The sequence below is a fragment of the Kothea flammea genome (assembly GCF_052161645.1).
Taxonomy (GTDB): Bacteria; Planctomycetota; Planctomycetia; order Pirellulales; family Pirellulaceae; genus Laterigemmans.
Map to the genome: position 1 here is coordinate 147,668 of NZ_CP197414.1, position 24,352 is coordinate 172,019.

At 55.2% G+C, this 24,352-nt stretch carries 15 protein-coding genes and 2 pseudogenes; 7 read left to right on the forward strand and 10 right to left on the reverse strand.

Annotation, left to right across the window (positions count from 1 at the left end; genetic code table 11):
• The first annotated feature begins 178 nt into the window (after positions 1 to 178).
• Positions 179 to 2,500, forward strand: coding sequence for a DUF1553 domain-containing protein (locus tag SH139x_RS00495; protein WP_488353336.1), 2,322 nt, complete (start codon positions 179 to 181; stop codon positions 2,498 to 2,500).
• Positions 2,497 to 3,942: a DUF1501 domain-containing protein gene (locus SH139x_RS00500; RefSeq protein ID WP_488353337.1), complete on the forward strand. Its 1,446-nt coding sequence runs from the start codon at positions 2,497 to 2,499 to the stop codon at positions 3,940 to 3,942. The genes SH139x_RS00495 and SH139x_RS00500 overlap by 4 nt, the downstream gene beginning before the upstream one ends.
• Positions 3,943 to 4,191: 249 nt before the next feature.
• On the opposite strand, the gene SH139x_RS00505 is transcribed toward SH139x_RS00500, so the two are convergent.
• Positions 4,192 to 4,656, reverse strand: coding sequence for a hypothetical protein (locus SH139x_RS00505; protein ID WP_488353338.1), 465 nt, complete (start codon positions 4,654 to 4,656; stop codon positions 4,192 to 4,194).
• An 84-nt stretch (positions 4,657 to 4,740) separates the two neighbouring features.
• The gene (locus SH139x_RS00510) at positions 4,741 to 5,898 is read right to left on the reverse strand and encodes a DUF1559 family PulG-like putative transporter (RefSeq protein WP_488353339.1); all 1,158 of its coding nucleotides are present in this window, start codon (positions 5,896 to 5,898) and stop codon (positions 4,741 to 4,743) included.
• A gap of 385 nt (positions 5,899 to 6,283) precedes the next feature.
• On the opposite strand from SH139x_RS00510, the gene SH139x_RS00515 reads away from it, so the two are divergent.
• Positions 6,284 to 7,060: a cupin domain-containing protein gene (locus tag SH139x_RS00515; RefSeq protein WP_488353340.1), complete on the forward strand. Its 777-nt coding sequence runs from the start codon at positions 6,284 to 6,286 to the stop codon at positions 7,058 to 7,060.
• A 53-nt stretch (positions 7,061 to 7,113) separates the two neighbouring features.
• Here SH139x_RS00515 and SH139x_RS00520 read toward each other — a convergent pair whose 3' ends face one another.
• Both SH139x_RS00520 and SH139x_RS00525 read right to left on the reverse strand, forming a co-directional pair.
• Positions 7,114 to 7,884, reverse strand: a complete 771-nt coding sequence (locus tag SH139x_RS00520) for a hypothetical protein (protein ID WP_488353341.1) — start codon at positions 7,882 to 7,884, stop codon at positions 7,114 to 7,116.
• 234 nt (positions 7,885 to 8,118) lie between these two features.
• The gene (locus tag SH139x_RS00525; protein WP_488353342.1) at positions 8,119 to 8,445 is read right to left on the reverse strand and encodes a DUF427 domain-containing protein; all 327 of its coding nucleotides are present in this window, start codon (positions 8,443 to 8,445) and stop codon (positions 8,119 to 8,121) included.
• A gap of 315 nt (positions 8,446 to 8,760) precedes the next feature.
• Between SH139x_RS00525 and SH139x_RS00530 the strand changes: the two genes are divergently transcribed.
• Together SH139x_RS00530 and SH139x_RS00535 are read left to right on the forward strand one after the other, a co-directional pair.
• Positions 8,761 to 11,907: a WD40/YVTN/BNR-like repeat-containing protein gene (locus SH139x_RS00530; RefSeq protein ID WP_488353343.1), complete on the forward strand. Its 3,147-nt coding sequence runs from the start codon at positions 8,761 to 8,763 to the stop codon at positions 11,905 to 11,907.
• 254 nt (positions 11,908 to 12,161) lie between these two features.
• Positions 12,162 to 12,350, forward strand: a complete 189-nt coding sequence (locus SH139x_RS00535; protein ID WP_488353344.1) for a hypothetical protein — start codon at positions 12,162 to 12,164, stop codon at positions 12,348 to 12,350.
• A 34-nt stretch (positions 12,351 to 12,384) separates the two neighbouring features.
• On the opposite strand, the pseudogene SH139x_RS00540 reads toward SH139x_RS00535, so the two are convergent.
• The 3 genes and pseudogenes from SH139x_RS00540 to SH139x_RS00550 form a co-directional block, all read right to left on the reverse strand.
• A pseudogene (locus SH139x_RS00540) lies at positions 12,385 to 12,798 on the reverse strand (ATP-binding protein); the annotation flags it as partial.
• A 226-nt stretch (positions 12,799 to 13,024) separates the two neighbouring features.
• Positions 13,025 to 13,372 (reverse strand): type II toxin-antitoxin system RelE/ParE family toxin, encoded by a 348-nt coding sequence (locus SH139x_RS00545; protein WP_488353345.1) that lies wholly within the window; start codon positions 13,370 to 13,372, stop codon positions 13,025 to 13,027.
• Positions 13,369 to 13,605 carry a ribbon-helix-helix domain-containing protein gene (locus SH139x_RS00550; RefSeq protein WP_488353346.1) on the reverse strand — a complete coding sequence of 79 codons (237 nt, stop codon included), beginning with the start codon at positions 13,603 to 13,605 and terminating at the stop codon, positions 13,369 to 13,371. Before SH139x_RS00550 ends, SH139x_RS00545 begins: the two co-directional genes overlap by 4 nt.
• Positions 13,606 to 13,709: 104 nt before the next feature.
• On the opposite strand from SH139x_RS00550, the gene SH139x_RS00555 reads away from it, so the two are divergent.
• On the forward strand, positions 13,710 to 13,868 hold the full coding sequence (locus SH139x_RS00555; RefSeq protein ID WP_488353347.1) for a hypothetical protein: 159 nt from the start codon (positions 13,710 to 13,712) through the stop codon (positions 13,866 to 13,868).
• 423 nt (positions 13,869 to 14,291) lie between these two features.
• Here SH139x_RS00555 and SH139x_RS00560 read toward each other — a convergent pair whose 3' ends face one another.
• On the reverse strand, positions 14,292 to 15,830 hold the full coding sequence (locus tag SH139x_RS00560; RefSeq protein ID WP_488356129.1) for a YifB family Mg chelatase-like AAA ATPase: 1,539 nt from the start codon (positions 15,828 to 15,830) through the stop codon (positions 14,292 to 14,294).
• Positions 15,831 to 16,208: 378 nt separating this feature from the next.
• Positions 16,209 to 17,486 (reverse strand): annotated as a pseudogene (locus tag SH139x_RS00565) (IS4 family transposase); the annotation flags it as partial.
• A 362-nt stretch (positions 17,487 to 17,848) separates the two neighbouring features.
• Between SH139x_RS00565 and SH139x_RS00570 the strand changes: the two are divergent.
• Positions 17,849 to 22,009 carry a S8 family serine peptidase gene (locus tag SH139x_RS00570; protein WP_488353348.1) on the forward strand — a complete coding sequence of 1,387 codons (4,161 nt, stop codon included), beginning with the start codon at positions 17,849 to 17,851 and terminating at the stop codon, positions 22,007 to 22,009.
• A gap of 647 nt (positions 22,010 to 22,656) precedes the next feature.
• Here SH139x_RS00570 and SH139x_RS00575 read toward each other — a convergent pair.
• Positions 22,657 to 24,297, reverse strand: coding sequence for an alpha/beta hydrolase (locus SH139x_RS00575; RefSeq protein WP_488353349.1), 1,641 nt, complete (start codon positions 24,295 to 24,297; stop codon positions 22,657 to 22,659).
• Between the last annotated feature and the right edge of the window lie 55 nt (positions 24,298 to 24,352).

Consider the following 24,352-nt stretch of genomic DNA (forward strand, 5'->3'; position numbering starts at 1 on the left):
TTTAGGTTTTGGCCGGTTTGTTTACGTGTACAATATAGTGCTAGCGTCACTAAGAATTCGTCCCTTCAGTTCCTCCCGCTGCTAGCTCGCCATGCTTTGTGTTTGCAATTCAACACGACACCCAGCCGCGGTCGCCCAGTTGCCGAAGCTGCCATGTTTCGTCGTTGCGTTCATCGTTTTGAGCGGCATCTGCAATCGGTTACCAGCCGACGACGCGATTGATTTTAACCGAGATATCCGTCCGCTGCTCTCCGACCGCTGTTTTGCTTGCCATGGTCCCGACGCCGAACACCGCAAAGCAGATTTTCGCATCGATGATCCCGAGGCGGCAACGGATTGGGCCATTGTTCCCGGTGACGCCGCCGCCAGCGAAGTCATTGCCCGTATTACTAGCGACGACGCCGATCTGGTGATGCCTCCGCCCGAACTGAATAAACCGCTCACTGAGCAAGAAATTGATTTGCTCAACCGCTGGATCGATGCCGGTGCTGAGTACGCCCCGCATTGGGCCTATGTCGATCCTGTTTGGCAATCACCACCGACCGTGACAAACACGGCGTGGGTAAGGAATAACCTCGATCCATTCATCTTGTCACGTCTCGAAGCGGAGGGTTTGCAACCTTCTCCGCCCGCCGCGCCGGCCCAGTTGGTGCGCCGCTTGGCTTTCGATCTGACTGGTCTTCCCCCCACGCCGGAGATGGTTCGCAATTTTGTCGCCGACCCCAGCGATCAAGCGTATGAAGCCCTGGTGGATCAATTGCTATCCAGCGAGCGTTATGGTGAGCGGTTGGCTGTCGTCTGGCTCGACCTAGTTCGTTACGCGGACACGGTTGGCTATCACGGCGATCAAGACCACTCCATCGCACCTTATCGTGACTGGGTGATCGACGCGCTTAATCAGAACATGCCATTTGATCAGTTTACCCGCGAGCAACTCGCCGGTGATTTGCTGCCCAGCCCGACAATCGATCAACAAATTGCCACCGGTTACAACCGCCTGCTACAGACGTCTCATGAAGGGGGCGTGCAACCAAAAGAATATCTGGCAATCTACTCAGCCGATCGCGTTCGTAACGTATCGGAAGTTTGGCTCGGTGGCACTCTGGGATGCGCGCAATGCCATGATCATAAGTATGATCCCTTCTCCGCCAAAGACTTTTATGCAATGGCTGCCTTCTTTGCGGATATCGATGAAGCCAGGCATTTCAAGGAAGGATCCAACGCGTTGCCCACCAAACGCCCGCCTGAGATTGAGGTGTTGCGCCCCAGCCAACGTCGCCAGCTAGCGGAACTCCAGGCACAGCTAGCCACCGCCCTGGAGCAGCAGCAAACTGAACCGCAAATTGCCGACATCGAGCAAGCGATTGAGGAAATCCGCGGCACGGCTCGAACAACCATGATCACGAAAAGTGTCGAGCCGCGGCCGATTCGGTTGTTACCCCGCGGTAATTGGCTGGACGATTCGGGGCCGCTGATGGATCCGCAAGTGCCGGAATTTCTCGGGCGAGATTTGTCGACAGATGCGCGGCCCACTCGCCTCGACTTGGCGAATTGGTTGGTCGATGTCGAGCAGGGCGTCGGTGGCTTAACTGCTCGCGTGATGGCGAATCGTTTGTGGGCCATGTTGATGGGCACGGGCATCAGTCCCTCCTTGGGCGATTTTGGTGGCCAAGGTCAACCGCCATCCCACCCCCAGTTGTTAGATAATTTGGCCGTGGAGTTTTATCGCAATGGCTGGGACTTCAAGCATCTCATTCGCTTGATCGTGCTCAGTCAGACTTATCGCCAAAGTTCTCATTGTGATCAAGAGCTGCGTTCGCTTGACCCGAATAACACTCTGTTTGCCCGTCAGCATCGTAAACGGCTGCCCGCGGAAATGATTCGTGATAATGCATTGGCGGTCGGTAATCTATTGGTGCTAACAACGGGCGGGGTCAGCGCTCGGCCTTATCAACCGGCTGGCTATTATCGACACTTGAACTTTCCTCCGCGATCTTATCAAGCCGATCAGAATGCCAATCAATATCGCCGCGGCGTATTCGTGCATTGGCAGCGTCAGTTCTTGCATCCGATGCTGCGGGCTTTCGATGCGCCATCTCGCGAGGAATGCACCGCTCAGCGGGCCCAATCAAATACGCCGCTGGCCGCGCTGGTGCTGCTCAATGATCCCACGTTTGTCGAAGCGGCTCGCGGGTTGGCTTGGCGGTTGCTCAGCGACGATGCATTAACCTCAGATGAACGACGACTTGAGCAAGCGATGATGTTGGCAGTGTCCCGCACGCCTGATGAATTTGAACAGACAACTTTGTTGCAGTCACTCGATTATCATCGCCAGCAATTTGCCGATGATCCAGAGCGAGCGGAAAAGTTGCTCAGCGTCGGGCTTGCCGCTGACACCCGTGCTGTCGAGACGGCGTCATTTGACAAGCTTGAACTAGCCGCCTGGAGCGAGCTGGCCCGCACTATTTTGAATCTCAGTGAAGGTATCGTGAGACCATGACACCCTCTGCACACTATCTTTCGAACCTGGCGACCCGGCGTACCTTTTTGAATCGCGCGGGCGTTGGTGTCGGGGCTGCGGCATTGTCGTCGATGTTTGCCAATCAGCTGGCCGCTAACCCCATGGCCGAGGCGGGCTTGTCCGGCATGGCGACCGGTGTGCCGCATCATTTGCCCCGTGCCAAACGCGTAATTTTTTTGTGCATGGCTGGAGGTCCTTCCCAGCTGGAGACGTTTGATTATAAGCCTAAGCTGGCTGAGCTCGATGGCCAGCCGATGCCCGAGTCTTACACGGCCGGCCAGCCGATCGCCCAGCTCCAGGGTACGGCGCTGAGATGCTTGGGGCCGCTGACTAAGTTCAATCGCTACGGCGAATCGGGCATGGAAATCAGCGACTATTTACCGTGGCAATCCAAGTTGGCGGACGACATTTGCGTTGTGCGGTCGATGGTGACTGAGCAAATTAACCATGACCCAGCCCACACGTTCATGAACACGGGGACCGCGATCAGCGGGCGTCCCAGCATGGGTTCGTGGGTGACTTACGGGCTTGGTTCGGAGAGCGACAACTTGCCCGGCTTCGTGGTCTTGACCAGCGTTGGTGGTCGAAATCCCCAGCCGATTGCCTCCCGTCAGTGGTCTGCTGGTTTTCTCCCCGGTCGCTACCAGGGTGTTGAATTTAACAGCAGCGGTGATCCGGTCCAGTATGTGAGTTATCCGCCCGGTGTTTCCCAGGGATCGCAACGGCATGTGGTCGACACGCTGGGGGCGCTCAACCGACATCGCAACGGCACCCTCGGCGACCCCGAAGTGAACACGCGGATTGCCGCCTATGAATTGGCGTTTCGTATGCAGACTTCGGTCCCCGAGCTGGTTGATATGTCGGACGAGCCCGCGCACGTGCTGGAGATGTATGGTGCGACGCCCGGTGATGGGTCGTTTGCCTCGAATTGCTTACTCGCTCGGCGCCTGGCTGAACGTGGGGTGCGATTCATCCAACTCTATCATCGCGGTTGGGATCACCACGGTGGGCTGGCTAAGTATATGGATATCTGCTGCGGGCTGACCGATCGCGCGACTTGGGCATTGATCGCCGACCTGAAGCAACGTGACATGCTCAAAGACACGTTGGTAATTTGGGGCGGAGAGTTTGGTCGCACACCGATGTTCCAAGGCAAAGGGGGCGCGGGACGAGACCATCATATTAAAGGTTTTAGCATGTGGATGGCCGGCGGGGGCGTGCAGAGTGGAATGACTTATGGAGCGACTGATGATTTAGGTTATCACGCAGTCGAGAACGTCGTCCACGTGCGAGACTTGCACGCCACGATGCTGTATCTGCTGGGGATTGATCACAACCGTTTCTCAGTTCCCTATCAAGGTTTGGACATGCGGTTAACCGGCGTGGAACCAGCCCGGGTCGTGACTGATATCTTGGTCTAAGCGCAATGCCGTTCAATAAATTGTTTAACGGTCAGCCGAAGGCGAACGCGCTCCCATTACAAGTACGCCTACGGCTGACTGTTTAACGCAATACCGTTCAATAAATCGTTTAACCGTCAGCCGAAGGCGAACGCACTCCTATTACAAATACGCCTACGGCTGACTGTTTAACGAGTGTCCCGCCAAGATGGCCCTCATTGAACGGTATGCGGCTGATTCCGTTTTACTTAATGACTTAGGGGGAGCTGCTTAAATCTTAGGAAGTTCGATCTTGGGATCGAGCTTTTTCGCTTCCCGAAACTCCGCGCTAGCACCCGCTTCGTCACCCTGCTTGGCTTTGATGAAGCCCCGTGTGACGTGGACCTGAGCCATGTCGGTGGCACCTTGTTCGGCTTCCCGTAAATCGGCCTCGGCCGCAGCGAAATCGCCCGCGTCGGCCAAGCAGATTGCCCGCTTCAGGGTGGCACTGACGAAGTGATCGGCATCGAGTCCGCCACCTGTCAACGCTTGGTCGAATTTCTCTTTTGCTTCCGCGTAGCGTTCCGCTTGAAAAGCTGCCAGGCCAGCGTCGTAAGCTTCCTGAGCCGATGCGATTTCGACCCCATCAACCTTGCCTCCAGAACAGCCACCCAGCGACACACTGGCTGCCAAGCAGGTCAGTGTCAACAGGATTGCAGGCAGGCTGTATGGCGAAACTCGGTTATACAGCGGCATCGTTGATAGCTGCGTTTGGGTCGTAGTAACCATGGGCAGTAGCATGTTGGCGTTGACAGAGGTTGAGAATGAGCCGATCAGACGTTAGGGCATTTGAAAGACTTCGCCGTTAGCTCGGGTACCCAAGCTCCGCCAAACGTTCAGATCGATCGTGCTGGTGAAAGTTCGCACGCTGCCATCCCCCAGCCCCGCGTTGACAACGTCTTGGTGCATGCTGCGAGCTGAAATAATAGCGTGTTCACCCGGCGCGTCCGGAATCGCACTCCAGCTACCGCAGTCATGGAACCTCCAGTTGGGAGGCGCCACGTGGTTGTACTGCGTGCTGGAATAAAATCCAAAGGGCCATCCGTTGGAAAAATCAGAACCATCAAGCCAGCGTCCCGCCGAATTGAAATGGAACCGGGAGGGGGCGCCGTTGAACGTCATGCAGTCGGCCATCAACGCATCAGGGGCCCACATCATGTTGGCCCGCCCTGGGGTTGTCACAATATCCTCGATCCGCGGCGGGGTGACGGAGAGATCCATGCCGCTACCTTTGGTTCGCTCCGAAAAGAACACCGTGTTGGAGAGACCATCGCTCATCGCAGAAGTCTGCAAATGGGTGCCAATGGTGAAGGCACCATTGCCACCGCTGAGGAAGCCGTGAGCACTCGCGCTAGTATTATTGTTGTTGCTGGAATTCTCTGCACCGCCGTATGGCGTCGAGCCGCCAAAGTTGTAGCGGTAATTGTTTTCTGATACGACACGGCCCGTATTGGCATCGGAGGGACAAATGAACATCCCGCCCGCTTGAGAGTAAGCCGGGTAATTCGCATTCGTGGGCACTCCGCCGGTGGTTAGGCGGACCGCGGTGGGGACCGAAAAGTCGATCAAGTTGTATAGGTTTGCCTGCTCGATGTAGGGCAAAATGGCCGAGTGCACCGAGCGGAATCCGGTCCAGTGTCCAGAAGCGGGGTTTTGGTCCACTGAGTTGTAATTGGTGTATCCGGCGCGAGCTGTGCCGTTGATTACCCAGTCCGGAGCGAGTCGTCCAGCAGGGAAACGGCTGTTCGCCGATTCGTAATTGTGAAGCGCCAGCATGATCTGCTTGAGATTGTTCGAGCACTCCATGCGTCGAGCCGCCTCGCGTGCTGCTTGCACGGCTGGCAACAGCAAGCCGACGAGAATGCCGATAATGGCGATGACGACCAGTAATTCGACCAGCGTGAACCCGCCGTTTCGGCTGGTTTTTGAGCTACTCATAACTCAGTTCCAAGACTCAGATTAAGGAAAGGCTTTCAGAAAATGAAGATTACAAAGGTTTATACCCATTTCCGAGTCTTTGACTATTGCTGCAGCAACGCAAATTGCGCGATCCTTAACCTAATTTTCATCTTCTTTTCAGCCAGATGCTGGATAGGGTGGCTTTCAGCCCCCTTAGCGACTTCTCTCGCCGATTTAATCCCCCGGCGTGACCAGAGCGATCATAAATTTTGTGGGTAGAAAATGCACGCCGCAGCTGACTTCCGGCGGCCGGCGGGCTGTCGTGGGTAAAGAAACCAAGATTCCGTGTCGCGAGTCGGGGATTAGTTGCCATCGTTCAGTAATCAATCGGTTATCTGAAACCTTCAACTGCTGGCGGCTCATCATGCACCATAATTTTACTCGTCGATCCTCGCTGCGGGCGCTTGGCCTGGCGACGCTGGCAGCCACGTTGCCCCTAGCATCAGTGCCAGGACAGGAGCTTTCTGGGTCGGAGCCGATGGCTGAGTGGTTGCGGAAGTTGCATGCCAACGCATCTGCGTTGAGCGGCCGCCAGATTTCTAGCCTTCAGTGGCAGGAAGCGATGGACCGGATCTATGCCGGCACGCCCCTCGAGGCTTTGCGGAGTCGGCTGGCATTCAATGCTTTGCGCACGCAGATCATTGAGCGAATACCGGCAGACCGTGGCGAGCTGTTTCACCGCGTGATGTTGCCGGGCAGTGACCAGTCGGGGGCGGTCGGGGCTGAGCCGCCGCGGATGTTGATTACCAAAGTGGCCTACATTCGCAAAGGCCGCAGCATACCGCCTCATGGTCACTCGAACATGGCCAGCGCGTTTTTGTGTATCTCTGGCGAGTTCGCAGTCAAACAGTATGACAAATTAGAGGATAGGGCAGAACATTTGATCCTTCGCCAGACGATGGATGAGACGCGAGCGGGTGTGGGCAGTTGGTCGAGTATTTCAGATTATCGCAACAACGTTCATTGGCTGACCGCGAAGACCGATGACTGCTTTCTGTTCACCAGTAAGTTAATCGCCATTGAGTCCGAACGGGAGTTAAATGGTCGCATTAACGTCGATGTAAAGCGGGCCGATTACCTTGGCTCTGGGACCTTGCGGGCACGTAAGATTAGCGCCCGAGAAGCGGCCGAGTTGTACTGAGCTATCGCGGTCGGCTCCGATCGTGAAATAGCTCGAACAGACGTGCCTGCTTGTCAGTTCGTCTCTGGCACGCAAGGAGTGAGTTTCAGGTCTAGGGTGTCGAAATAGGCGAGTCGATTGGGGATGGTCGATTCGATCGTTTGGTAGAGCTCTTTCGAGATGCGATCGCCGCGATGCCGCCAAGCGAAATAGAGTAGAAATGACTCAGCGATATCTTCACGCTGCGGATTATCTTTCGCATAAGAAGAAATGAATTTTTTGTCAGCCGCTTGAGCTTTCCGCCAACCGTCGGCCCGCGCGTGAACACCATCCAGCGAGGTGTGAGCTGCTTCGTGAATAAACGTCTCTTCGAGAATGCCGTCGCGGGCATATTTTTTGCCTTGGTCGACATGGATTAACAGGTTGTTATTGCCACCTCCGAACAGCTGATCGCCTTTGTGAATCCAGACAGTATTCACTTCGCTGCGGAGCACTTGTGGGATACGGCCGATCACTGGCAGGTAAGACGTGGCCTCGGCTTCCGCTTCCTCGCGGGAGAACTCGCGATTCACCTGCACTTCGATTGCCGGGCTATCGTCAAAAGTCGCCTCGAACAGCCAAGCCTCGGTGCTCGCGAAGCTATTGGTCCGCCTGTCGAACATGCGACGTTCGGCCACTTCCGTAAATTTGAGTTCGACAAAGGCGGTTGGATCGGAATCGGTAACGATCTTCTTTTCCAAGAAGATGGTTCCATGAAAAGGAGGTTTCGCAACGCAAGTCTGCGAAGCACCGAGTAGATAGCCGGCGATCATCAGCAAGGCGACCCCGGCGACATTAAGGTGCAATCCTCTACGAGGGCATTGAAAGCAGGGAAACTCGCACATTTGCTTGCGTTCTGATGAGAGGGTTTTCGAGGGGAAGGTCCTTGGCGAACGCTATGTGTAGCACCTGCGTCTGAAAAGGGGGCATCTGGTTCGATCCGAAAGCTCTCGGCAGTAACCGGGGCTCCAGTCACCACGATAGCGGTTGGACCTTCAAGGATTTCCGGAACAATTTAAATCTAAACTACCCTACAGATATCAACAGGCCGCACCGTCGGGGGTCGAATCGGGCTGATCCTCGGCGGTCACTTCCACGCCTTTCCAAAAAGCAAAGTGATTGCGAATCGATTCGGCTTTTGGTTTTGGATTGGGATAGTACCAAGCAGCGTCTTTATTGACCTGCCCATCCACCTCGATGCTCTTATAATTCGCCGTTCCTTTCCATCCGCAAGTGGTTTGATAGTCGCTAGGACGAAAAAACTCTTGCCGCAAACTATCGGTCGGAAAGTAATGGTTACCTTCAACCATTACCGTTTCATCGCTTTGAGCGATAATCTTGCCCTGCCACTTTGCCGTCGCCATCATCGAAGTCCTCGATACTAGGAATCACTCGGGTTCATACGTAGAGTTTATACCAAGGTGCCAAGTCCCCTTTACGACTCATTCGGGGACTTGTTTCCCTAGCGAACCAAGTTCGGCTTTTTTTGATCGTCCAAAAACTAACGACCGACTACAATCTGCACTACGGGCTCCTGCTCTGCTTGGCCCCAGCCCGATCGGCCGAGCTTGGCCAGTGCCGCTGCTCGTCCAGTGTTATCCCAAGATTGTGATCCATTCATGAACAGCCATTCCGCGTTTCTTCGCCGGTCATCCCTCCTGCTAGCAGCTTGCTGGGGATGCATGCTCGCCCCACTAACTCTGCTTGCCCAAACTCAGGCAAATCACTCAGATGCGACGCTCGATGATACCTATGGGCCGGTCAAGTGGCGATGCATTGGCCCGTTCCGAGGGGGACGATCGGTTTGTGCTAGCGGGGTTCTTGGCCAGCCGCAAACTTATTTCATGGGGACGACCGGCGGTGGGCTCTGGAAAACAGCAGACGCCGGCCATCACTGGACGAACGTCTCGGATGGCTACTTTCAAACCGGCTCGGTGGGAGCCGTGGCGGTTTCCGAAAGCGATCCGCACGTTATCTACGTTGGCATGGGGGAGCACGCGCCGCGAGGCGTCATGACTTCTCACGGTGATGGAGTTTATAAGTCGACCGACTCAGGCAAAACCTGGCAACACTTGGGGCTCGCCGAGACAGAGCATATCTCCCGAATCGTGATTCATCCAAAGAACCCCGATCTCATCTACGTCGCCGCGCAAGGTGCTCTGTATGGTGATTCCCCGCAGCGTGGCATTTATAAATCAGCGGACGGAGGCAAGACTTGGCAGCACGTTCTGTTTGTCAATCAACGCACCGGCTGCGCGGAGTTGTCAATCGATTTCAGCAACCCACAAGTGCTCTACGCAACGATGTGGGAGCATCAACGTAAACCTTGGATCATCATCAGCGGCGGTGAGGGAAGCGGGGTTTATAAGACGTCCGACGGCGGTGAATCCTGGACACAGATTGAGGAAGGATTGCCGGAGGAAAAAGGCAAGATGGCGGTGGCCGTTTCCAGGTCCAACCCAGAGAGAGTCTATCTACTAGTTGAGAGTGATAGTAATGAAGAAAAAGGGGGGCTGTTTGTTTCCACCGATGCCGGTGCCAAATGGAGTCGCGTCAGCAGCGATCACCGACTGACCCAGCGGGCTTGGTACTACACCGAAGTCTTTGTCGATCCACTGGACGAACACACTGTTTATGTTTTGAGCGCGCCCGCGCTGCGATCGATCGATGGGGGCAAGAACTGGGAGACGCTTTCCGGCACTCACGGAGACTTTCACGACCTTTGGATCAATCCTCACAACTCTCGCAACATGGTGATTGCCAACGACGGCGGCGCGGCGATTACGTTCAACCAGGGAGCAAGCTGGTCGCGTCAAAGCAACATGCCAACCGCGCAGCTTTATCGATTGAACGTGGATAATCGCTTCCCCTATCGTGTCTACGCTGGACAGCAAGATAACACTTCGCTGGCGATTGCTAGTCTTGAGTTGGGTGGTGACTCGATTAGTGAAAAAAGTTGGCAAGCATCGGCTGGTGGAGAAAGCGCGTTTCTCGCCTTCGACCCCGATAACCCACGCTATGTCATGGGAGGGAGTTACTTGGGGACGATCGAAGTGCTCGATACCGAAGCGGTTGCCGGGACTAAAGTCATGTCCGCACCGATTCAATACCTTGGGCGAGCCGCTCGCGAGATGAAGTACTTGTTCAACTGGAACGCGCCGATTATCTGGTCGCAACACGAACCAAACACATTTTTTCACGCCGCACAATGCCTGTTGCGAACTCGCGATTTGGGTCAAACCTGGGAAGAGATCTCTCCCGACTTGACTCGGAATCAGGATCACCGGCAGGGTAAGGGGGGCGGGCCGTTGACGGTCGAAGCGGTCGGTGCGGAGAACTACGGGACAATCAGCTACGTGGCCGAATCACCTCACGAGCCGGGGGTGTTTTGGACTGGTAGCGATGATGGACTCGTCCAACTGACTCGAGACGCGGGGCAAAGCTGGTCCAACGTGACTCCCCAAGATTTGGATGAGTGCTTGATCAACGCGATCGAAATTTCACCGCGTGATAAGGCGACCGCCTACATCGCGACAACTCGCTATAAATTCAATGACAAACGTCCGGGTTTGTACAAGACAACCGACTACGGGCAATCGTGGACGGCGATCTCCAGCGGCATTCCAGAGGGGGCGTTTACCCGAGTCATCCGCGAGGAGCCTCGGCAACAGGGCTTATTGTTTGCCGGCACGGAGATGGGACTATATCTCTCGCGAGATGGCGGTGCATCTTGGCAGCCCTTTCAGCTTAACTTGCCAGTCACCCCGATCCTCGATTTGATGATCCGCCACGACGATTTAATTGTCGCCACTTCGGGGCGGTCCATCTGGATTCTTGACGACCTAGAGCTAATTCGCCAGCGAGAGTACCCGCAAGACGATGCGACAGTCGGTTTGCAGCTTTTCGAGCCCGCGGCGGCTTTTCTTTCCAATCACAGCAGTCAACTGGACAAAACTGATTCAAAATTTGATGGGACTGATTTATTGCAGGGCGTGAATCCAGCCAACGGCGTTGTGATCTACTACGAACTTCCGGAGTTGCCGGAGGGGATGCATATCGAACTGGAAATTCGAGATGCTGGAGGGTTGTTAGTCAATCGTTTCTCATCGGAGAAAGATGAGTCGTTCCAAAAGTACGCGGGAGGGCCTCCTGCGCCGCGACTTCTCTCACGAGAACGGGGACTCAATCGCTTTGTGTGGGACATGCGACATACGAGCATGCCGGGAGTTCCCGAAGTCTATATCGAAGGCAGCTATCGAGGTCACAAGGCGATCCCGGGTACCTACCAATTGATTCTCAAGCAAGGCGACCAGGCTCGTGAAACATCGGCTGAGATTCTCGCTCATCCACTGATCTCGCTCCCCGCGACGGACTACTTTGAGTATCACCGTGCGATGATCGAAATGGAACAGACGCTGGCCGAGATGCACAAGCAGACTAACCGACTGCATCGGATCGACAGCCAGTTGCGCGAGTTGATAATCAAGCTGGGAGATGATGAATCTTTAGCCCGTCTCAAGCAGGAGGCTGAATCGCTGGCGGAGAAGCTTAAGCAGTGGGACGACGAAATGGTGCAACGCAAATCCAAAGCCTATGATGATGTGGAGAACTTTCCCAACAAGTTTACCGCCGAGTATTTGTTCTTGATCAACCAGACGGAGAGTGATATTCCACGCGTGACGAAGGCTTCAAGGAATCGCCGCAGCGAGTTGGATGCTCGCTGGGGATCGCTCAAGGGGCAAGCTGACGCGATCCTAAACGCAGACCTTCCCGCCTTTAATGAGAAACTCTGGCAGCGAAAGATCGGCGCGATTTGGGCGGGAAAATAGAGGGTGTCGGATCTTTCAGTCATATCAGCCGTTGAGCGCAAGCTCGCGGTTCCGAGCACCCGGACGCTAGCGTTTTCCGGCTGATTCCGTTTTGTTAAATGACTTATGCGGAGGTGCTTCGCAGAAAAAAGTGATTTTTGACGAATAGCTATGCGCGGCCTGGGCTCTCAGTCTGTTAGGTCACGGGCCAGTCATTTTAGTGATTGGTCTTGTGCCTGTGTCTCGCCTTTCAGGGTTTTCCACAGGACTGAATCATGATCAAAGCCGCTCAGCCTTTCCAAGTTGTCGATTCTCGCCCCAGATTGGCCGTGATTGCTTTTTTCATTCCGTTGAGCGTGGTTCCCCTAGCGAATTTGTATTTTGCAGTAAACACGATTGCCGGTTCATGGTCGGACCATATGACGGCAATGAGCTTGTTTGACATTGTCGAAGTCTTTAGGTAACCAAAGCAGGTTGTTCGCGTCTCTTGCGGACTATTTATGTCCAGATATTCGCATCGAGCGTGCGATAGTTAATTGCTTCGGCGAGGTGAGTTTGGCTGATTTCTGCGTCTCCCTCGATGTCGGCGATCGTCCTGGCGACTCGCAGGACTCGCACTACTTGTTCGCGCATGCTGCGGCTATCGCTACCCGTTTCGATGCTTGACAACTCTTCAAAGGGGACGGCGGGAACTTCGATGTGAATGTCGATGCGGTCGAGCAAGGGGCCGGAGATTCTATTGACGTACTTTTCGATTTGCGGCAGCGTGTAGTTGCAGCTCCTCCGCGCGTCGCCGCGATAGCCGCAGGGACACGGATTGGCTGCTGCGACGAGCATAAAATCTGCGGGAAAAGTCGTCGAACGAAGAGCGCGAGAGATCGTGACAACACCATCTTCTAAAGGATGCCGCATCTCCCGTGGTCGAGCCGGAAGGAGGCTGATCTGCCCCAATAGCAGCCATCGCGAAGGTGCAGAGGTGAACTTCACCGACGCGACTTGGCGAAATTGCTTCGACGCGGAGAGCGATGCAACCGACCGCACTTAGAACCGTGTGCAACGGGGTTGGTAGTGTCAGAGGCACGGCCCTAGCTTGAAAGTTTTTCGATACATCGACGTGGAGAGACCTTGCCTCTCTCTGTCACTCCCGAAAGTAAGATTCTTCAATCGTTCGCCACGAAGGACTGCGTCGTTGCGCCCGAACGATGCGGAGAATGCGAACTGTATCGCCGTCGATGGTGAATAAGACTCGGAACACACTCGGCCTCCGACCAAAGTGCAGTTCTCGCACTTCCAAGAACACGCGTTTCGACTCGCGGGCGATCGGGCATCGTTCCGGCGCGCGATTGAGTGATTTCAGTTGCTCGACGAATCGCTCATACCATGTGGAAGCCTGATCGCCGCCATTCTTCCACACGAACCGGTAGGACTGCTCCAGATCGGCCATCGCGTGCCGATGAATCATGACCTTGTGAGTCGGTTGGCTCACTCATTGCTTCCTTCGACCTTACCGCGAATCTGATCCACCGCCTGATCGATGGGCATGCCTACGTCCCCCGATTGCCAGTCGTCAATCGCCGTTTTTAGCTTTGTGACGTCTTCGTCAAACTCGTCAAGGCTAGCCAACGCTTCACGAAGGACGGTCTCTTCATCCGCATACGTACCGGATGCGACTTTCGCATCGATCGCAGCTTGAACATCATCTGGGATTTTTCGGATCATGGCGTGATTTCTTTTTAGAGCGGAGACACCCAGATTGTAACCGAGCAACGGCATCGCATCGACACTTGCATTCCCGGGTCGAATGTCTCCTCGACGCGCACCGGATGAGTGACCCCTTCTTGGATGCCGTACCGAAGGCGACCCACGCGAGAACGGATAGCTCTGAAGAATCAATTGGTTCGCTAATCGGTCCATATAAATTGCTTCAGCGGATTGGCGAAGGGGGCGTCGGTGTCGTCTACATGGCCGAGCAGACGCGGTGAGTCCGCCGCAAGGTCGCCCTGAACAACCCTGTCGCTGTAGCGGCACGAAGGCACTTCGCTCGCCTTCCGCCGCGTTTTTAGGCTGACGGGCGGGCTTGGGCCCACCTCGGCAGATGAGTTCGAGGGAAATCAAAGGAAGCCGCCGGGAAGGAGATTTCCCGATCTGCCAGCCCGATAGACTTTTGGAATATCCGTAAAATGAGGTGTCTTCGTCCTCTCCAAGCAACCGAAAACCGAATCCACATGCGAAAACCGTTGCTCCTGCTCTCGTTGTCGCTCGGCGGCCTGCTTTCAGGTGCGCGCCCAGCGGTCGTCCACACCGTCTCTATATTGCTGAGTAACGAAGATGGTTTATTCAATGCTCCTGCTAGTTTCAGTATCTTTAGATCATGGCAGAGGTCTTTCGCGTCCTTTGCGGATGATTTATGTCCAGATGTTTGCATCGAGCGTGCGATAATTAATTGCCTCGGCGAGGTGAGTTTGGCTGATTTCTGCGTCTCCCTCGATGTCGGCGATCGTCCTGGCGACTCGCAAGATTTTGTCGTGGGCTCGCGCTGAGAGTCCTTGCTCTTCGACGCTGTCTCGCAACTGATTGCGGGAGGCTTTATCGAGTTGACAGAATTCTCGTACTTCACGTGAAGTCATTTGCGCGTTGTAGTTGGTGGTGCGACCCACGAACCGGCCCGCTTGAGCAGCGCGCGCTCGCACCACTTGTTCGCGCATGCTGCGGCTATTGCTGCCCGTTTCGACGCTCGACAGTTCTTCAAAGGGGACGGCGGGAACTTCGATGTGAATGTCAATGCGGTCAAGCAACGGACCGGAGATCTTATTGACGTACTTTTCGATCTGCGGCAGCGTACAGTTGCAACTTCTCCGCGCGTCGCCGCGATAGCCGCAGGGACACGGATTGGCTGCTGCGACGAGCATAAAATCTGCGGGAAAAGTGGTCGAACGAAGGGCGCGAGAAATCGTGACGACACCATCTTCTAAAGGTTGACGCATGACTTCCAGCGTCTTGCGGTTAAACTCCGGCAACTCATCAAGAAACAGAATACCGTTGTGAGCTTTCGAGATCTCGCCCGGGGAAGGGGGGCTGCCGCCACCGACCAGACCCGCGTCGCTGATCGTGTGATGAGGGCTGCGGAAAGGGCGGGTTGCCAGCAGTGGTTGCCCCGGTACCAATTGCCCCAGGGCACTGTAGACCCGCGTCGTTTCAATCGATTCACCCGCCGTCAGGTCAGGCAGGATGGTCGGCAATCGTTTGGCCAACATCGTTTTGCCGCTGCCCGGTGGCCCCACCATGAGTAGATTGTGTTGGCCAGCGGCGGCCAGCGTTAACGCTCGTTTGGCCATTTCCTGACCGCGCACATCGCCGAAGTCAATCTCGTAATTGCTGAGCTCGGCAAACAGTTCTTCCAAGCGACTGGGAGCTGGGTCGATCGGCAAGACGCCGGCAAAAAAACCGACCGCTTCGGCCAGGCTGGCTACTGGGATCACCTCGATATCTTCCACCACGGCTGCCTCTTGAGCGCTAGCCACTGGCACCACCAGCCCGCGCAGGTCGGCCTGTTTGGCAGCCGCGATAGCCATTGAGAGGGCTCCCTTGACGGGCCGCGTGTGGCCTTCGAGCGCCAACTCGCCAACCACCGCGTACTCTTGTAATTTGTCGCCCGACAACTGGCCACTGCCAGCGAGCACCCCCAACGCCACCGGCAGATCAAACGAAGGAGCCTGCTTGGGGAGGTCTCCCGGGGCCAAATTGATGACCACGCGGTCTTGGGGTCGCACGAAGCCGCTGTTGCAAATCGCTCGCTCGACTCGATGCGTGCTCTCCTTGACCGCCGCCTCGGGGAGGCCGACTAAAATCGTTTTTGGTAGTGCCGCCGACGATAGATCCACCTCCACATCGACCGGTAACGCATCAATCCCTAGCAGCGTAAACGTCCTTAGTCTGGCCAGCATCATTCCATCTCCGGAAGGTGAACGTTGTAACTCACGTGAACAATTTACACCATCTGTACCGGAGGATACAACTGTACGTTAGGATCTTTTTTCAGCGGGTTTCGCCGGAGCGGCAGCACAGCCTGGCAGTCGGAAAACGAGGCCTTGGCGGAGATTCCAGCGCTGTGAATCCTGCTCTAGCACGGCTGCATGCTGACTTCCCGGTGCATGGTAGATATCTCTCAAAATATGAATGAATTCAGTCATTTTAGATTCTGGCTGAGGGCCTGTTTTTTCCGGTTTTCCACAAGAACTGGGTGTAGCCAACTGCCCTGAGAGCTGTCATGCGGTGAATTTGATATTTGTTCCCGTTTGATTCGGTCAAGCTGTCGATTTCATCTATGGATTCACGGGCCGCGAACGTGATGAAGAGACTGGCAACGGCCGGCTGAAGCCCAATACCGCTAAGTTAAGACCCGAATTGTTTCGTCGAAGGGGGTGGGCGAGAGGCGGTATATTACGGTGTTCTGATCGTTTCTCGGGCCATTTGCTTTGAGGACGTTTAATCACGCGGGGGTTGATTCGGTTGCGACGAAGCTCGAGTATCTGCAAGCTGATCTCGCTGATCAAGTTTTTGTACCATGCCTGAAATAAAGCAGGCGACCGCGGAGCTTCCACTAAGCTGACGCGAAGAACGTTGATCGTTCCAGTAAAGGACAGCCGGCGCGGTGACACACCAACTTCGGCCGCTGCCTCAAAAGCTAACTTCCGAATCACGAAATGCGCTATCAGTAAACCATAGATCTCCTGGACCACTCCCGCCGGACTGTGGCTGCGAAGTTTTGGCGAACTGCGTAGATGGGTCTTTGCTTCATCAATGGCGACCTCCTCTTCCCAGCGTTCGTGATACAGAACAATCAGTGTCTCGGCAGAATGTTCTTTCTCATCAAGCAGCGTAGTCACTAAACGATGCTTCTCGCCATGGCCAACACGTTGAAGATCGTCCAAAGTGTATTCAGTCACCCGAACGCTCTGACCACCACGATCATGGACTCGGTCGTAGTCGGTAGCATAGATTTTCGATAGATACGAACCGTCCGAAAGCACATGCATTTTCTTAAAACACCGGTTCATTTTCGAACGCCCCAGGAAGTCCGACTTTCGGACAATGACCTGTTGCATCAGTTCTGAGGCGCAAAAGCCGATGTCAAATAAAAGCAAGCTATTTTCGGGCAAATCGCGATAAACGTGTTTAGCCATGGTCACCTCGCCGCAACGGATCGGTTTGGCAAGAAAGCTGCAAAAGACATGCGAACCCACTTCGCAAAGAGCAACGATTCTGGCCTGTGGAAATGCACCGTAGGAAGTTCCGTTTTTGGGTCTTCCGAACGCACGACGGTTCTCATCACTGTCGGGCAGGTTCAATACAAATCCATCGACCGCGACGAGTCTTCGCCCTGCATAAAAGGCATCCGGAGTCTTGCTATTACAAAGACAATGAACCACTTTTCGGTAGGCAGAGGCCAGGATGGGAACGCCGATACGTGCTCGCGGCTGAGTCAAGGCGCTGGAGGAGGGCATGTTGCCGGGTGAGAACCGGTGCAACCAGCGGAACACTTGTGTGTAGCTGTCATTTCCGTAGAGCCACATGGCAATACTGAACCAAACCATGACGTCGGCTGGGCATTTTCAGCTGCTTCTTTTTTCAAGCTTGCGTTGGCGTATTTCAGTGCGAAGTAAACATTTGTAAACCGTTTTCTTTGGGCAGGCCATTCGCTCACTCGACCCGTTTTGTCGGGGACAACCTTGCACCCGGCTATACCCATTAGGAGTTGCGGATCCCCCAGAAAGAAGCTAGGAAATCGCCGGGAATTAATGGAACCCACCCGAGGGGACCGTTACGATCGTTACAATGCTTACGCCCTGAGGGCCTCTGGAATAGCGAGCTGCGGAAGGTTGAGAAGGGCTGGGTGGTTGATTCGGAGGCGGGCGATTATTTGTTTTCGGTGCATTTTCATAATTATTTTAATGGTGTCTTCATGAAATTACGTAGTACCAACCTGCGTCGACGTGGAGCCGCTTTTTTGCGTGCCGAGCGACTAGAGGCTCGTCAACTGCTGGCGGCGGAGCTTTGCTCGCCGATTTCAGCGGAAGCGACTTTCGATTTGATATCGGCTCCCGCTTTGGAGGGCGAGTCGGTCGCGGTGGGTGGCAAGGTATCTCAGCAAGATGAGATTTATTATTATGCGGACGGTCGCCGTCTGGGACTCGACTTGCATCCTTCGCGACTGGCTGTCGGCTTTGAGTCGAGTGATTTGTCAGGTCTCGATTCGCTTTATGGCGAGTGGACTCAGGTGCGGGATGTCGAGGGCAACGTTCGCGTATACGAGTCGAGCGTGATGGGGCGTGAGGAGATGTCGGCCGCTGCCGCTCAGCTGAGCGGAGTGACCACGGTAGCTCCAGTGTTTGTGGTCGAGGAAACGAGAACGGAAGCCGTGCTGTTGGACGAAGTCGTCGTCGCATTGCAACCAGGGGTGGATGCTGAGTCGTACTTAAGGGACCTTCCCGGTGTTTCGGGTTACCGTCCTTTGCTGGGCACCCCTGATCAGTTTGTGGTTTCGGTCGCGAATGCAGTTGGCGAAGCAACACTGGCGTTTGCCAATCAATTGGAAGGCGACGAGAGCGTACGTTTCGTGTCTCCCAATTTTTACCAAAATTATCAATTCTTTTCTTACTTCCCGGACGATCCGCGTTTCGCCAACTTATGGCATTTGCATAACACGGGCCAAGGTGGCGGCTTGGAGGATGCCGACCAAGATTTGCCGGAAGCTTGGGGTGTGATTCAAGGTGGATCGACAGACATTGTCGTCGGTGTGTACGACCAAGGCGTGTCGATTGACCACCCCGACTTAAATAATTGGGTGAACCCAGGTGAAGACGCGTTCGACGCAATAGACAACGACGGGAACGGCTGGGTGAATGATATCAATGGCTGGAACTTCGCCCTCAACAATAATGTCGCGCATCCAACCTTGGCGGTGGAAAATCACGGGACTCCGGTGGCGGGCGTGGCTGCGGCCCGTGGTGACAATGCGTTGGGTGTTACAGGCGCTTCGTATGGCTCGCCAGTGATGTCGGGCAAAATCTCTGATGGCAACACGTTTACCAACGATGCCAATATTGCCTCAGGCTTCTACTACTTCGCTGGCCGTACGGCTGACGGCGCGGGTACTTGGGACTCGGCCGACGTAGTCAATAATTCATGGAGTGGTGGCGCTCCGAGTACGGTGTTGAGCGACGCGTTGGTTTGGGGTACGACCGAAGGGCGTGGTGGTTTGGGGCTACCTTACGTATTTGCTGCCGGCAACGGTGGAGTTTCAGAGCTGAGCTACCCGGCACTTTACACGACCACCATTCCGGGCGTGATCTCCATCGGGGCTACCGATAACGAGGGCAACCTGTCCTTTTATAGCCAGCATGGCCCCAACTTGGACATTGTCACCTCCAGTAACGGTGGAACGTTAGCCATCGACACGACCGACCGCATGGGCACGGCCGGCTATCATGAGACCGAAGATTACACCGGTACGGGGTCCTCGGGTTTTGGCGGTACATCCTCGGCATCCCCGCTGGCCAGCGGTATCACGGCGCTCTTGCTAGCACAGGCGGATGCCGAGGGCATTAGCCTGACCGCGCCCGTAGTGCGCGATCTGCTGCGGGCCAACACGGATCTGATCAGCGGTGCTGGTTACGATGATGCCACAGGGAAAAGTTTCTTCTTTGGCTATGGCGCGCTCAATGCCCACAGTTTGGTGAGCAATGTTGGTAAGGCTGAAATCAGCATTATCGGCGACTCGCAGGATCTTGTCTCCGGTAGCGGGACCGTGGACATGGGTAATGTGGTACTTGGTGAGTTCGTCGATCGCTCGTTCTACATTCGCAATCAAGGCACGTCGCCGCTCGATCTGACTGATCTTCAGATCACAGGAGGAGCGTTCTCGATTCAGACAGGCTTGGGTGCCGCCACGCTCGACGCTGGGCAGGCGACGACGTTCACCGTACGTTATGCTCCGGTGGAACCGGGAAGCCCTTCGGCCACCGTGACGATCACGTCGAGCGATGTGGATGAAGCCACTTTCACCATTGACCTTAGCGGCACCGTGACGGTTCCTTCTGTTGGTGGTATCGTCTTCGAAGATGGTAACGAAAACGGGGCGTACGATCCGGGTGAAGGCGTCATTGCCAATGCGGCGGTGTACATCGATGCGAACGACAACGACATGTTCGATGTCGATTTGGATCTTCTGACGAACGACACCGACGTACCCATCCCGGGAAATTCGGTGATTACCTCTGAGATCGAAGTTGTTGGAATGTCGGGAACCGTGTTCGACATCAATGTGGGTCTCGATATCACTCACACTTGGAATTCGGATGTCGAAGCGCATCTTATCGCGCCGGACGGTACCCGCGTGCTGCTGGTGACGGGCGTCGGAGGCAGTTCTGATAACTTCACCGACACCATGTTCGATGACGATGCGGCAATGAGCATTACCAATGGCTCGGCCCCTTTTACGGGCTCATTCCGTCCCATGGAACCGCTGTCGACGCTGGTCGCCAAAGATCCCAACGGGATTTGGACGCTGGAAGTCAGGGACTACATCACGGAGGACGCTGGGACGCTGAATGATTGGACCCTTGAGATATCGGTGGGAGAGACGGCAGCTGTAACGAATGAAAACGGCGCATTCACCTTCTTCGATTTGCCGCTCGGTACACACACGTTCCGTTCGTACCATGAAGGGTGGACCGGAGTTAGCCCGGTGAGCGGTGAGTACACTTACGAATTCGATGATCCGGCTGACTTCTTCACGGGCGCAGACTTTGGGATAGCACGCAATGACCGCTTCTACGCCCATGTGTACGAGGATCTGAATGGCGACGGTCAGATCGATCCAGCGGAGCCGGCTCTGGAAGGGCGAGCCGTGTTTGTCGATGTCAACGAAGATGGAATCTTCGCGCCACCTGAACTGAACAGCTTCACACAGACGATCGACACGCCTATTCAGGACAACACCACAAACACTTCCACCCTGGAGGTCTCTGACGCACCAGGAACGATTGTCGATATCGATGTGCGGGTGAATGCCACGCACACGTATACGGGAGATCTTCGTTTCACGTTGGAAGCGCCGACTGGTGAACAAGTCATCTTATTCAATCGTCATGGCGGTAGTGGCGATGATTTGGCGGATACTTGGTTTGACGACCAGGCGGCTACTTCGATTACGGCCGGCTCAGCACCCTTCGCTGGTTCATTCCGGCCGATTGAGCCACTGAGCGCGTTCGATGGATTGTTAGCCGAGGGTACCTGGACGTTGTTCGTGGCGGACCTAGCCGGTGGCGACCAGGGCGTGGTGAATGAATGGGAGATCCTCGTGACCACTCTGCCCGAGTTAGGAGCCGTCACGGATGAGTTCGGAAATGTAGCTCTCGATCTCCCCGCTGGCAGCCACAAAGTGATGCTGGAAGGGGTTGAAGGTTGGTCCTATACCTCGCCGGCCGATGGTATTTACAACGAGACTACCTCGGGTGCGCCTATGCTTGATCGTACTTTTGGCACGGTCGAAGAGAGCCAAGTCCTCGAGGTGGAGTCGGTGGTCGTCAACGGCGGTGCTACGCAGCGCAGTATGGTGACGACCATGGATGTCGGTTTCTCAAGCGAAGTCGACATCGCCAGCGGGGCGTTCTTGCTCGAGAATACGACGACCAGCCAAGCAGTCACCGTTGACGTTACGACTGACGTCATTGACGGCAAAACGGTTGCCACTCTGACTTTTGTCGGCGGCGCAATTCAGGATGATTCGTTGTCCGACGGAAATTATGTGCTGACTATCGATGCGACCAAGATCACCGACGCCGTGACTGGCGATCAACTCGATGGTGATGGTGACGGTACGGCTGGGGGTGATTACCTGTTCGGCACTGAGTCCAGTGACGAGTTCTTCCGCTTGCTGGGTGACGCCAATGCAGATCGCGTTGTCGGTTTCAGCGACTTCTTGGGCTTCCGATCCGCGTTTGGTTCGAATTCTGGTGACGCGGAGTACGATCCGGCCTTCGACACCAATCCGGACGGAATGATTAATTTCATTGACTTCTTAGACTTCCGCAATAACTTCAACGAGGAATTGCCGTTCTAGCAATCCTTGAGCGGCATAAATGCTGGTGGCACTTCTGAGCGGCTTTGCCGTTAGCATTGCCGCTGTTGCTGGGGAGGCTTCGCCAGGGTCAGGTCTTGTTTTGGGTTTTCAAGCCTACCGCGATCACTGACGAAGCTTCCCGCGGTTGCCGATGACCGATCACCAAGTCCAGAATATAGTCAAAGTGCTCCACAGGGCCGCGATCAGACTGCCCACCAACTAGGGAAACCTGGGCCGATCCGCGATGCTTACTGGCCCCTTATCCAAGCAGATCGACGCCAGATAGTTACGAATTCACCGCAGCTCTCCATGCTCGTCTTCGGTTTTCAGGCATGCCGCGATTTCGATTTGTTCTGCCTGTCGCGTCCACCTTGGTGATGCTTCATAGCGACCGTTCGGTTCGTCTGATTAAATTCGATACGCTGTTGATGCCAGTCCACCCAAACCAGGGTCCCAGCTTATGCAGCAGTATCATTACATTTGTCCGGAAAACAATTACGTATAGCGAAACGGCAAGATTCGTACTCGATTCGACAGCACTCCGATCGAGTACGAGTACGAAAAACGCCGAACTACGGAGACTCCGTAAGCTGGACAATCTCTGAAGGTTAGATACCAGCGCCGGTGTCAATCAAAGAGTCCGCCCCCTATGTTTCCGTCCGGAAAAAATCTTTCAGGCGTTGCAATTCCTCAGTGCTCCAGTCGGCGGGTTCGGTGAGCGCGTGCCAGGCGTCAATGTAATCGGCTGGTGCATACTCGTGACCATAACCCGGGGGCGCGGTTCCCACGATCATATCGGCGGCGACTTGTAACATGGTGACAATTGGAAACCAACGCAACTCGGGGGAAACATCGGCGCCGCGAGGACCTTGCATCCAAGCCGGTTCTTGCCAGGCTGATTGAAAGCTGAAGAAGACGATCGGATCGCTGGCGTGTTGCAAAAAGGCTATGCGGAAATCACCCCACTTTTCCCGCTCAAAATCTAATCGCTGTTGTGGCTCCATCAAGTCGGGCTGGTTCATAAAACGAACCACGGATCGATCGCGAAACTGGGGCAGCCAAGCAGTCGATCCGGCCGTGCGTTCAGCCGTTAGTCGCTGCCAAGTCTCATGCCGAAACGGCGGCCCGCTCCACAGCGCACCTTGAAACGGATCATCGATAATATCATACAAGTCAAATGAAAGATCAGAGTTCAGCGAACCTAAGCTTAGGCCGTGCAGATATAAGCTGGGGCGGGTCGCTTTGGGTAATTTTCGCCAGTGGCCGTAGATCTCCGTAAACAGCGCCCGGGCCATCTCCGCACCATATTCCGCTTCGGTGAGCAGCGACAGCGGACTATTTAAATAGGAATACTGCGCCGCCACCGTAGCAATATCACCTCGATGCAAATACTCCACGGTATCTTGAGAGGCAGGGTCGACCCAGCCGGTGCCCGTGGGTGTGACGAGCAACAACACCGAGCGCTCGAAGCCGCCAACTCGAATGAGCTCATCAAGGGCGAGACGGGCACGCTCGGCGGCAGTCTCGGCTGAGTTCAACCCCACGTACACGCGAATCGGAGCAAGTGTCGGTGCCCCCAGAAAGTCGCTCAAATCGGAGGCCGTTGGCCCGCTGGCAACGAAGTCTCGACCTTGGCTTCCCAACTCCTCCCAAGCAACCAAAGACTCGACGCTGCCCGTTTGATTTCTTTGCTCGGGACGCGGGAGATCATCATCCATCATGGCGTCGAGTCGCTGAAAGGAGCGATCGGCCACCTGCAAGACAGTGCGTACCAACAGGCCATTAATTACGGTCCAAAAGAGAAACACCGAGATGAGGGTCGCGACGATACGTGAGATTCGCGCGGGAACACGCCGATCGAGCATGAGCACCAACCGCTGAAAGACCCATTGAAATAGCTGCGCCAGCCCCCAAACCAGCAGAAAGATCACGATTGCAATGAAGCCCACATAGATCGGCTGGACTCCGGTTGACTCGTCGAGCCCCATCCGCAGACGAATCGAATCTTGCCAACGCCCAGCTCGCCAAAGCGAAGCAACCACGGCGACGGAACAGAGGAGCGCGAGCGCAATGGTTACCTTCCGCGAACTGCGCGGCGAAAGCAGCGGTAGATGGAGAACACGCCACAACCAAATTACCGAGACGCCAATTCCGTAGCCGACGGCGAAGGTCAAACCTGACAGCAAGCCTTGGATTTCAAATGGCCGAGGCAATAACGAAGGGGTCAGGGAGCAGGCGAAAAAGAAGGTGCCGACGAGCAGGCCGGCACTGCTAAACAGTTTTTGCATTGCGGACATATCTCTGCTGGATTGGTTCCAGGAAGAACGGCGGTAAACGAACACC